This is a genomic window from Psychrobacter sp. Sarcosine-02u-2 (assembly GCF_002836335.1).
GTDB classification, from domain to species: Bacteria; Pseudomonadota; Gammaproteobacteria; order Pseudomonadales; family Moraxellaceae; genus Psychrobacter; species Psychrobacter faecalis.
Genome location: NZ_PJBX01000114.1, coordinates 17,544 through 29,398, shown reverse-complemented (window position 1 = coordinate 29,398; position 11,855 = coordinate 17,544). Strand labels below are relative to the sequence as shown.

Genomic DNA, 11,855 nt, shown 5'->3' with positions numbered 1-11,855 from the left:
TAAAACAACGCTTAAAAACGAAGCTTAAAAACAAAAAAGACCTATCAATGATAGGTCTTTTTTATGTGCTCAATTATTTGTCGTTTGAATTTCTCAACCTGCTTTTTTTGACATTAAGCAGGCTTCGGCATATTGATGTCTTTAGTTGATATTTGCTTATAGGTGATTTCTAAAATATCTTGGCACCATTCTGGCAAATCATCAGACACCTCATACCACATCCACGTCCCATCACGAACACAGCTTAAAATGCCCAGTTTTTTCAAATGATTTAAGTGACGCGAGATGGTCGGCTGCGGCTGATCGAGTATTTCTACCAATTCACCAACACAGCGCGACTCTTTATTAAATAAAATTTGAAAAATCTTTAAGCGCGTTGGGTCAGACAAGACTTTAAATAACTCAAGTGGCTGTATCGTAGAATTATTATTAGACATAGAACAATTCCAATATAGATTTAGTTAATAGGGGGTCAATATAACAGCAGTTAACGGTAAAATCGATTAAAAAATGAGCAGATTTACAGTTCGTCGCCATTTTACTACCTTTGGTACTTTGTGGTTACACCTAAGACTGTATTCAGTTACATGGATAAAGTTAGGGTAATATATCTTTTAGCCGTACCTAATATGACGGTTAAATATACCAAATACTATTGTAAATGGTAATAATTATCGTTATTATAAAGCATAACCAGCTAGATATTCATAGTAGGAGCCGCACATGTACGTATGTATCTGTAACGACGTCAAAGATAAACAAATCAAAGCTGCCATTGCTTCAGGCATTGACACATTAGAGGGGTTAAAAGACACCCTTGATGTAGCGACGTGCTGTGGTTGCTGCGAACCTATGGTCAACGACTTGCTTGACGAACATCATGCCAAGCTTGATGCGTTGGCCTACGCAGTTTAAGAGACAGTTTAAGTATTTGCCTGTTTCCACTTCTATTGCCAATCCGTTCAAATCACGTTTCTGCTTTCCCTCTATCTGTAGTGTTTTAGCCGCCAATTCGCCTTTATCCGCGTTCAAATCGTCTTTTTAGGGTTATTTATGGTTAAAAGCCATCACCATAAAAGACGATAAGTAACTCAAGAGGCTAGTGCGGCTATCCCTTATCTCTGTTTGCCTTTATAGATGGTCTCTTAAGATTACTCGCTAAACGCCATTGGTGTAAGCGAGTTAATTATAATTCTCAATTAGCATCTTATTCTTAGTTCATATCGTTACAAGCGCTACGGCGTGCCTATGCTACTATATCTGCCTAACTTTGTAAGACGTTTGATGGGTTTTAATCTTTACTGATTAGTTTACGAATGGTACTTTAACTATATCTATTATTGTGAATGTATTGTTAGGTAAATAAAAACATAGGAGTATGAGTCATGATAGGCAGCCAAAAGGTCATTGATTATTTAAATTTTTTATTAGGTGGCGAGCTTGCGGCTCGTGATCAGTACTTCATTCATTCTGAGATGTATGCAGAATGGCATTACGGTAAATTATACGACCGTATCCACCATGAGATGCAAGATGAAACGCAGCACGCGCAGGCGATTATCCGCCGTATCTTGATGTTAAGCGGTACGCCGAAGATGCGCGTCAATGAGATTAATATTGGCGCAACGGTACCTGAAATGCTGCAATTGGACCTGGACTTAGAATATCAAGTACAGCAGCATCTAAAAGACGGTATTGCGCTTTGTGAAGCAGAGCACGATTATGTGACGCGTGAGATGTTGGTTGAGCAGCTCAAAGACACCGAAGAAGATCATGCCCATTGGTTAGAGCAGCAGCTGCGCCTGATTGATATGGTTGGTCTGCCCAATTATTTACAAAGCCAGATGGCGGAAGTGTCTCCTGATATTGTTTAGTATTTTATATATTAAGCAGTTTTCACAAATATTAAATTGATAAACGAATAAGCAGGACAGGGAGAACAGCATGAAAGGGGATAAAGAAGTTATTCGCGCACTCAATCAAGTGCTCGGTCAGTCATTAATCGCCATCAATCAGTATTTTTTGCACGCCCGTATTGCCCGTCATTGGGGTTTAGAGGCATTAAACGAAAATTTCTATAAGCAATCTATTGCAGAGATGAAATGGTCGGATGACCTTATTGCGCGTATTTTATTGTTAGGCGGTCTGCCAAACCTGCAAGATTACGGCAAAATGTTCATCGCAGAAGATGTGCCTGAAATGATTGACTGCAACTTGCGCTTAGAAAAGCAGAAATTTTCTATCATAACTGATGCAATTACCTTGTGCGAGAGCAAGCATGACTATGTCTCGCGTCATTTATTGGTTATCTTAAAAGACGGCAATGAAGAGTATCAAGACTGGCTTGAAACCCAAGAGGACTTGATTAAAGACGTTGGCATTGAAAATTATATTCAGTCACAAATGGATGATGACCACACGCCTTAAAGTTATAAGAATTGCCGTTACTTGCCAGCGTATCCTAAGATAAGTTTTAGATTAACTGATTTTAGGTTACGCTGGCGTTTTTATATTTAATGCTTTTTTAATGTTTGTTACTTTTAGAGATAAGTATCTTTCAATACCAATAACTTAATATAAGCCACGACCGTCTTCAGGTTTGAGACGTAAAAAGTATAAACCTGAAAGGATGGTTAATATACCCAGTATCCAATAGGTGGTCTGAAAGGCGACCAAGGTATCAAGCTCGAAGCGCTCCCGCAGTAGATTCAAGACCGCCGCCCCAAAAGCGATGCCAAAGCTAATCGCCAATTGCTGATTGACCGCCATTAAGCTGTTACCGCTACTGGTCTGCGCGCCCTCTAAATCACCGATAGTAATGGTATTCATGGCACTAAACTGCATGGAATTACAGGCACCCATGACGGTCAAAATAGGGATAAACCAAATCCAATTTGCCGCATCATTAAACTGCGCTAAGACAATAATAAGCAGGCCTATCAAAAAGGTATTGGCCACCAACACCTTGCGGTAGCTAAAACGCTGAATAATTTTACTGACCCAAGGCTTAATACCGATTGCACCAACGGCAATAGGTGCAAGCAGCCAACCCGCTTGTGACGGTGAGTATTCAAACACCACCTGTAGTAATAGCGGCAATAAAAAAGGCACGGCGCTGATGCCTAAACGGGTGAATAAGTTGCCAGTAATACCGATACGAAAAGTGCGAATATTAAATAAACTTAGTGGAAATAATGGCGCTGCACGGCGTTTGGCATGCCACACATACGCGCCTATCAAGATGCTGGCGCCGAGTGCGAGTAGCAAACCGTAAAACCCACGCCCAGTCTGTGAGCCAAACTCGACCGCCAAAGTAAATCCGCAAGCGGCGGCAGCAAATAAAGCAAAACCCGTCCAGTCTAAACGCTTGGTGTCCTCAAACAAAGCAGGTACCAGCTTTTTACCCATGATAAAACCAAATATACCCATCGGGATATTGATGAGAAATATCCAATGCCAGCTGGTATATTGCACGATATAACCGCCCAATACTGGTCCAACTAGGGGCGCGATTAACGCGGGTATCACCGCAAAGTTCATCACGGTTAATAGCTTATTACGCGGATAAGATTTGACCAATATGAGACGCGCCACAGGGGTCATCATCGCGCCGCCAATACCTTGGATGACGCGCGAACCAATCAATAAATTCAACGTTGGGGAGGCGGCACACAATAGTGAGCCGATACAAAAGATGATTACAGCATATAAAAACACCCGCCGCGTGCCATATTTATCAGCCAAAAAGCCGCTTATAGGAATAAAAATCGCCAAGGTTAGCGCATAGCTAATAACCGCCCACTGCATTTTTAATGGTGACTCGCCAAGGGCTTGCGCCATTTGCGGCAAAGAGGTGTTTAAGATGGTAGCATCTAAAATCTGCATAAATAGCGCCACCGCCAAGACATAGGGTAGGTATTTATCTTGCGTTGGGGTTAGGGTTACCATATTGTCATCACCATGTCTTTTGACCTCATCTTTTGACTTCTGTTGTTAAGCCTATCTCTAAAAAGCTGTTAAGTTGGGCTAGTATAAAAATAACCGCCTATGAGTTAAAGAGTAGCAAAGTAACGGTGTAAGCTCATTCATAAGAAGTGTGTTCTCAAACGCTTTGATACTCGTGCTCGTTACTTTTAAAAATGGGTTACAAGACAGGGCTTTAACTAAAGATTTGCTATAGTAGAATTATCATATAGGACGACGTGAGACTAATATAAATCTTTTGCCGCCTCAGTCTCGCTTTGGCTCTGTTTTATACAACAAAAAAATAGGAATTATTATGAGTAGTGACAATCATCAATCAAACAATGACACTCAAAACAACCATACCAAAGCCTATACGCCGCCTAAAGTATGGAAAAACGACAGCGAAAATGGTGGTAAGTTCGCCAGTATCAATCGCCCAACAGCTGGCGCGCGCCATGAGCAAAAATTACCGGTCGGCGATGCACCTTTACAGCTGTATTCACTAAATACCCCGAATGGCGTCAAGGTAAATATCTTGTTAGAGGAGCTTGCCGAGCTGAATGTTAAAGGCGCTGAGTACGACGCCTACAAAATAGATATCTCTGCGGGCGATCAATTTGGCTCAGGGTTTGTCGCTATCAACCCCAATTCTAAAATCCCGGCGCTGGTTGATTATACTGATGCTTTAAATGATAAAAATGCTGGCGAGCCTATTGCGCTTTTTGAGTCGGGGGCTATTTTATTATATTTAGCGGAAAAGTTTGGCAAATTTATCCCGATGCAGCAAGGTAAAGCGCGCGCAGATTGTCTGTCTTGGCTGATGTGGCAGATGGGTAGTGCGCCGTTTTTAGGTGGCGGTTTTGGGCATTTCTACGCCTATGCGCCCGAACCGCTAGAGTATCCTATCAATCGCTATACGATGGAGACCAAACGCCAGCTTGATGTGCTAGATAGGCACCTCAAAGACCACGAGTATATGTGCGGTAATGATGAGGCGGACTATAATATCGCTGATATGATTATCTGGGCGTGGTACGGTCAGCTGGTGCTGGGCAAGCTTTATGATGCGGCAGAATTTCTACAAGTAGATGATTACAAAAACATCAAACGTTGGGCACAAAAAATCGCCGACCGTCCAGCGGTAAAACGCGCCGTAGATTTAGAATTAAAGCCTATTGTTTAAAGATTTAACTTTATCAGTTTATATTTAAATAGTCGTAGCAAAACATAAGTTTTCATAAAAAGGTTAATAAGCCATTGCTTGTTAACCTTTTGCTTTTTTAATATCCGTTATTCCAATATATTTATCGGTATATCGCTCTTTGACTATACTTTCGTCTTTACATAATGGTACATTAGCATAACAGATAGAAATATTAGTACGTTAAGATAGTAGCCACCGCCTTCTTGGGCAGGTGTTGATATTTCTTCTATTAATGAGTAATGACTATGAAGAATAATAAAACTCAGCCTATACTACTACCTCTATTCAACGAGATGGTTTTTCTACCTTTACCATTCACTCGTCAATCCCCAAGCGCATGTAGTCTGCTAACAGACAATGCTCCTAGCAAAAACAACCCGCATAGAAAAAACATTTTGATAAAAATAAAAAAGTTGCCTTTATTCATGACAAAAAAAATGATACTACCGTTATTTGCTGCCCTTAGCGCCGCTTTATTGAGTTCCGTGACGCAGGCTGCCACGCCTGTAAGCTTTAGTAATCAAGATTGGGAAGTCGCTTGCGACAATACGCGTACTTGCCGGCTGGCAGGTTACCAAGCGGAGAATAATAGCGATTTACCTGTGTCTTTACTATTGGTACGCCGCGCAGGAGCAAATGCTATCGTCGACGGCAAAGTAAAGCTTGGCGGCGCTAAAGAAAGCTCTGCTAAAGCGCTGATGCAGCTTGGTAATCGCCATCGTATCTCACTGTTTATTAATGATAGAGATTATGGAGAAACCAAGCCTTACTCAGTAGCCGCAGGTCATGCCGAGCTAACCTCAACGCAGGTGAGTGCGCTGCTTGATGCCTTGACCAAATCGAGCAAAATTGAGCTGGTGATTCGTAACACGCGCTGGCAGTTATCGGATAAAGGGGCCAGTGCCGTGATGCTCAAAGCCGACGAGGCTCAAGGCCGGGTAGGGACTTCAAGCGCTTTTATTAGCAATAACACCAGTAAATCTAATAGCGGCATCTTGTCGCCGCAAGCCGCTCCTTCATTACGACTGGTCACTCCTAATCCTAACGCCCTCTCTAGTAGTAAGAAAAAATTTGCCATGCGCTCATCGCAGTTGGCAGAGATGATGAAAACCACCATGAAAGATGTCAACACTGAATGTCCAAACTTAGCGGATAAGACAGCGTGGCGCGTCAGCCGTTTAAACAGTAAGCAGCTGCTCGCCCAGCATGATTGTTGGACGGGCGCTTATAACACGGGTACGGGTGTTTGGGTATTCAATGACACTAAGCCTTATAAGCCGAGCTTGGTGACGACAAGCGCGACCGATTATAGCGATGGTAAAATAACCTCGGTGCAAAAAGGCCGCGGGCTTGGGGACTGCCTAACTAAAAGTGAGTGGATCTGGACAGGCAGAGCGTTTGAGAAAAGTCATGAAAGCACCACAGGTATGTGCCGGCTGATAGAGGCGGGCGGCGCTTGGCAATTGCCAACCTATGTGACGGAAGTGAAAATGTCGCGTTAATAGCGCGTATGTTAGAAATTATTGTATTAAAGATAAAAGCGTTGAAGCGGCTGTATTAAAGACTGGCGCAGCGGCTTTTTAGCCTAAATTGTTTGAGATATGACCTATTTTTACCATAAACAGAAAAATAGGTACTGTTTGCGCTTATGTTGTGCTATACTGCGTCGCCACGTTAGCATAGACTAGCGTGAATTATGAGATTGATAACATCGCCTGCGATTTTGGGTCTAGGATGACCATAAGTAATTGTTGCCGATGATTTTGTGTACTTAAATAACCTTTTCTATTAATAGTGAAAAATCCGTTATTTTTGACTCATATCTTATCTACTGACCGCTATATCGGTTAGATTGGTTGTTACCAGCCTTTATCTGCTTTGGACAAAGCATTGATAATGCGCTTTTAGCAAACAAGGATAAGACACTCGGCACTACCACCAAAATACGTCAGACAGCACGAACGCCTTTATAATATTGACAAGCTTTATGGCTTGGCTTTTGATTGTTAAGCCTTTTTAAGGTGAGACAATAATTTTATAAATGCGGCGTGATGAACGGTTATCAGTGGTATGCATCAAGCTTGCTGAATTTACAGCAGCTTATACTTACCAAGGATTACTATGACTGACATCTTATCTGCTATCGCCGCTGAAAACGGCATCATCGACAGCACTGACACCCCAAACACAACTGCAACTGCTGATACCAATAATCAAGCGGCTACTACTGACGCTGCTGAAGAAAATAAAATCACTTTTAGCGACCTTGATATTGCCAAGCCGATTTTGACCGCGCTTGACCGCGTTGGCTATACCAACCCAACACCTATTCAAGAACAAGCCATTCCTTTTGCTCTAGCGGGTCGCGACTTATTATTGTCAGCGCAAACCGGTAGTGGTAAAACTGCGGCATTTGTTATCCCAGTACTTGACCGTTTAAGCCGTGCCACTAGCTTTGACAAATTAACCAAAGCCCTTATCTTAACGCCAACGCGTGAGCTTGCTCAGCAAGTACATGACAGCGTTCGTACCTATTCAAAAGACATGCGCGGTCTGTTCTGTGTGCCATTAGTCGGCGGCGCACCGTACAACGGTCAGATTACTGCGCTAAGAAAAGGCGTTCAAGTGATTGTTGCGACGCCTGGTCGTTTACTTGACCATATCAAAGCCGGTCGCGTTGATTTATCAAACCTTGAAGTGTTGGTACTTGACGAAGCTGACCGTATGCTAGACATGGGTTTTGCTGATGATATCAACGATATCTTGAAAGCGGCACCTGATAATCGTCAAACGATTATGTGTTCAGCGACTTGGGATGGCCCTGTTGGCAAGATTGCGGCGAGCTTCACCAAAAATCCTGAGCGCGTTTCAATCAAAGTTGAATCGGCGCATATCGAAGAAAAAGTATACTACTGTGATGATTTTGATCACAAAAACCGTTTGCTTGATAAAGTTGTTTGTGACAAAGATATGGAACAAATCATTATCTTTGCAGCGACCAAACGTAGTACAGAAAAATTGGCCAAACAGCTGCAAGAAGCTGGTCATAAAGCCAGTTTCCTACATGGCGATTTGCCGCAGAGCAAGCGTAACCGTATCGTACAAGACTTACGTAATGGCAAAGTCAAAATCTTAGTGGCGACCGACGTTGCTGCTCGCGGTCTAGACGTACCAGCGATTTCACACGTTATTAACTATGACTTGCCACGTCAAACCGAAGATTACGTCCACCGTATCGGTCGTTGTGGCCGTGCTGGTCGTACTGGTATTGCCATCAGCTTATGTAGCATGGATGATCGTCCACAGCTAAACGCTATCAATCGTTACTTAGATCGTAAAATGGAAGTCTGTGTTATCGAAGGTATGGAACCTAAGAAGACTTATGTACCAAGCGAAAACAAAGGTAATGGTCGTGGCCGTGGTCGCGGACGCTCTAACGGCGGCGGTAACGGTCAAGGCCGTGGTCGTTCAGCAGGCGGTTATGCAGGTCGTTCAAACGGCGGCGGTAATGGTCAAGGCCGTGGTCGCTCAAGCGACAGCGCGCCGACTGGTCAACGCGCAAGCAATGACAGCGGTTACCAAGGCAAGCCAAGTGAGCGCTCAGGTGGCAAACCTTATCAAGGCAAACGCACAGGCGCGCCTAGCCGTGGTGACGGTACCAGCGCACCACGCGGCGATCGCGCTGCAACCGGTCGCGGTCGTCCAAGTGGCAGCCAAGGTCGCCCAGCGAATCGCTCTGACAGCCGCGGCCAAGGCCGTCCAACAGGCGGTAATCGCGGTAGAAACTCGTAATAACGTTATAATGAATGGTTAATAATGGCTTAAATAAATGTCATTACTAATCATATAGCGTCATATTAAAAAGCCAGATACTTGTTATCTGGCTTTTTTGTGCGTCAAAATACTTGTATGTTTCACTAATAAAAAGTCAACAATGCTGTATCGTTGCTTGCGCGTCTTTTTCGCCTTGTCTATACTGACAGGCTTTTAATCATCGTGTGCTGCGGAGCTGTCTGATGCCCGATATTTCTCATTTAGCCATTGATAATTTGCCGTTAGCCTTTGGTATTATCATGGCCATTATTGGTTTGGTGTTTTATACCCAAGGGCTGCCTGGTAAGTTTTGGCGCCGCTTTTATGCCGTCCTGCCGGGTATTGTGCTGTGCTGCTTTATTCCTGCAACCCTAAATAGCTTGGGCGTCTTTGCTGATGGTATTGGTTCACAGATTTATGGTTTTACCGCCACCTATCTGTTGCCAGCCAGTTTGCTATTGATGACGTTGTCGATGGATGTGCCAAAAATCTTAGGGCTTGGCTGGAAAGCCATTGCGATGTTTTTTGCGGCCAGTGTTGCTATTGTCATTAGTGGTCCGATTAGCTTAGGCATTGCCAAATGGATTTCGCCTGAGATGTTTACCGACGATACCTTATGGCGCGGGTTTTCAGCGGTCGCGGGTAGCTGGATTGGCGGGGCAGCAAACCAAGCGGCGATGAAAGAGCTGTTCGGCGTCAGTGATGATTTATTTGGCATGATGATTTTGGTCGATACCACCAATGCCTCATTATGGCTATTGGCGATTTTGGTCATGGCAAAGCACAGCGCGAAGATAGATAAGTTTTTACGGGCGGATAGCAGTAGCATTGATAAAGTGATTGCCGCGGTGGAAAGCTATGAGCGTGACCATGCACGTCCTGCCACTATCAATGATTTGATGGTGATGTTTGGCTTGTGCTTTGCCATGGTCGGGGTGGCGCATTTCGTAGGTGGGCAAATAGCAGGCTTCTTTGCGCCCTATAGTTGGGCGGTACAATACAGCTTTGCCAGCTCATTCTTTTGGATGGTGGTGATTATTACTTTAATAGGGGTGGTTTTCTCCTTTACCAAAATCCGCCGCCTTGACCATGTTGGCGCCTCCAAAATCGGTACGGTCTTTATCTTTGTCTTAATCGCCGCTATCGGTATGCAAATCAATCTAGCGGGCATTGTCTCGCAGTGGCGCTTACTACTCATTGGCTTACTATGGATGAGTATTCACGTTGTGATTGTTTTTGCGGTTGCTAGAATGATTCGTGCGCCATTCTTCTTTTTGGCAGTTGGTTCTAATGCCAATACTGGCGGCGCGTCATCAGCACCGATTGTCGCTACGGCATTTCACCCATCACTCGCGCCAGTCGGGGTATTTTTGGGTATTTTAGGCTATGCCGTGGGTACTTTTGGTGGTTATATTAGTACGCAGATGATGCGGCTGGTGGTGGGGTGATAGCACTTAACTAAATGCTGGCGTGTTTGGATTGTTCAGGTTTTAATATGCAATGTTTTAATACGCAATACCTCATCGATATCGTTATCAGGACAGACCAATATGCCAACACGCCAGCCTGACGCCATTGACTTTAAAAACCCTCTAGGATAAGCACATGACCCCAATCCACATTGCATTAGCCGTTTTGGTTACCTTTATATGGGGCGTGAACTTTACCTTTATTGCATGGGCGCTTGAAAGCTTTCCGCCACTGATGCTCACTGCGCTACGTTTTTTCTTTACTGCCGTGCCGTTGGTTTTGTTCCTTAAACCGCCTAAGTTCAACCGTACACTATTTATTTATGCTATCGGCACCTTTGTCATGCAATATGCCTTTGTATTTACCGCCATGCATTTAGGCGCTTCGGCAGGATTAACGGCGCTGTTATTACAAGTTCAGATTTTCATCACCGTCTTGCTAGCGTATATCATATTAGGTGAAGCGGTGAGTCGCATGCAGATCATCGGTATGCTGATCGGTGTACTAGGGCTGGGTGTGATTGCGCTAAATCTCGGCGGTGATATGCCCTTGGTTGGCTTTATCTGCATATTGATTGCGGCTATAGGCTGGAGCTTTGGCAATATTGCTTCAAAACAGGCCTCAACGCAGCAAAGTATTGGTAATATTTCTACTACCTCGCCTGTAAATAGCAACAAAGCTTCAAATAAAACATCGGCCCTGTCAGCGCTATCACTAGTCGTATGGGGCGGTCTGATTGCTTGTGTAGTTTTAACTCTATCTTCTCTGCTATTTGAAAATGAGGCATGGGCGCTTGCGACATTTACGCAAGCGTCTTTCAAGTCTTGGTTATCGCTTGGATTTATCGTCTATGTTTCAACCCTGATTGGCTTTGGACTTTGGGCGCATCTGCTTAGTCAAAATATCGCCTCTAAGGTAATGCCATTTGCCCTCTTAGTGCCCGTGTTTGGGATGGCGACCTCAGTGCTGTTCATAGGAGAGGTGGTTACATGGTGGAAGATGCTAGCAATGGTGCTCATCTTATCTGGACTGGTATTGGCTAATGTGAAGATAGGTCTAGGCAGGAAGTCTGCTCACGCATAGTAATAAATAACTTATAGCTTCCTATAGGGTTAGTAAGAATAGACAAAAAGGGCAGTGCCTCACATATGAGGCATTGCTCTTTTTTTATGCTAAACGCTTTATATTCCACTATGATAACCGTGAAAACAGGCTGCTTATCGTTACATATGTACACTCACAGTCAAAAACTCTGCACGCACAGTCCATCTATTTGACCAAAACCTCGCTATAGTGAACAAGCTTGATCATTAGGATAGATGATAAGCCAGATAAAGCGCGCGCTGAAGGATAAGGATAAATGGTCATATAGACCGATATATTCTTTTATTTAGCCCATATA

Annotated in this window: 10 protein-coding genes; 8 read left to right on the top strand and 2 right to left on the bottom strand. The window is 43.8% G+C overall.

All coding sequences use genetic code 11. The annotated features are described in order from the left end of the window. Nucleotides 1–113 precede the first annotated feature (113 nt). Entirely contained in the window at nucleotides 114–437 is a 324-nt protein-coding gene (locus CXF58_RS02220; protein WP_068405491.1) for an ArsR/SmtB family transcription factor, read from the bottom strand. A 286-nt stretch (nucleotides 438–723) separates the two neighbouring features. Between CXF58_RS02220 and CXF58_RS02215 the strand changes: the two genes are divergently transcribed. The 3 genes from CXF58_RS02215 to bfr (CXF58_RS02205) all read left to right on the top strand — a co-directional run bounded on the left by CXF58_RS02215 (nucleotide 724) and on the right by bfr (CXF58_RS02205) (nucleotide 2,427). Next, the gene (locus tag CXF58_RS02215) at nucleotides 724–915 is read left to right on the top strand and encodes a (2Fe-2S)-binding protein (protein ID WP_102076433.1); all 192 of its coding nucleotides are present in this window, start codon (nucleotides 724–726) and stop codon (nucleotides 913–915) included. Between the two features lie 470 nt (nucleotides 916–1,385). Next, nucleotides 1,386–1,874: a bacterioferritin gene (bfr, locus tag CXF58_RS02210; RefSeq protein WP_068405485.1), complete on the top strand. Its 489-nt coding sequence runs from the start codon at nucleotides 1,386–1,388 to the stop codon at nucleotides 1,872–1,874. Nucleotides 1,875–1,944: 70 nt separating this feature from the next. Then, a complete protein-coding gene (gene bfr, locus CXF58_RS02205) occupies nucleotides 1,945–2,427 on the top strand; it encodes a bacterioferritin (RefSeq protein ID WP_102076432.1) in 483 nt (160 codons plus the stop codon). Nucleotides 2,428–2,571: 144 nt separating this feature from the next. Here the strand turns inward: bfr (CXF58_RS02205) and CXF58_RS02200 are convergent, their stop codons facing one another. After that, complete coding sequence (locus tag CXF58_RS02200; RefSeq protein WP_068405478.1) at nucleotides 2,572–3,948, bottom strand: DHA2 family efflux MFS transporter permease subunit; 1,377 nt, start codon at nucleotides 3,946–3,948, stop codon at nucleotides 2,572–2,574. A 331-nt stretch (nucleotides 3,949–4,279) separates the two neighbouring features. On the opposite strand from CXF58_RS02200, the gene yghU reads away from it, so the two are divergent. From yghU to CXF58_RS02175, 5 genes are all read left to right on the top strand, one after another. After that, nucleotides 4,280–5,149: a glutathione-dependent disulfide-bond oxidoreductase gene (yghU, locus tag CXF58_RS02195; protein ID WP_102076431.1), complete on the top strand. Its 870-nt coding sequence runs from the start codon at nucleotides 4,280–4,282 to the stop codon at nucleotides 5,147–5,149. A gap of 446 nt (nucleotides 5,150–5,595) precedes the next feature. Further along, on the top strand, nucleotides 5,596–6,672 hold the full coding sequence (locus tag CXF58_RS02190; RefSeq protein WP_068405472.1) for a DUF1176 domain-containing protein: 1,077 nt from the start codon (nucleotides 5,596–5,598) through the stop codon (nucleotides 6,670–6,672). Between the two features lie 619 nt (nucleotides 6,673–7,291). Beyond that, the gene (locus CXF58_RS02185; RefSeq protein WP_068405469.1) at nucleotides 7,292–8,962 is read left to right on the top strand and encodes a DEAD/DEAH box helicase CsdA; all 1,671 of its coding nucleotides are present in this window, start codon (nucleotides 7,292–7,294) and stop codon (nucleotides 8,960–8,962) included. 224 nt (nucleotides 8,963–9,186) lie between these two features. Further along, on the top strand, nucleotides 9,187–10,431 hold the full coding sequence (locus tag CXF58_RS02180) for a DUF819 family protein (protein WP_102076430.1): 1,245 nt from the start codon (nucleotides 9,187–9,189) through the stop codon (nucleotides 10,429–10,431). Between the two features lie 157 nt (nucleotides 10,432–10,588). Beyond that, the gene (locus CXF58_RS02175) at nucleotides 10,589–11,536 is read left to right on the top strand and encodes an EamA family transporter (RefSeq protein WP_102076429.1); all 948 of its coding nucleotides are present in this window, start codon (nucleotides 10,589–10,591) and stop codon (nucleotides 11,534–11,536) included. Nucleotides 11,537–11,855: the final 319 nt, after the last annotated feature.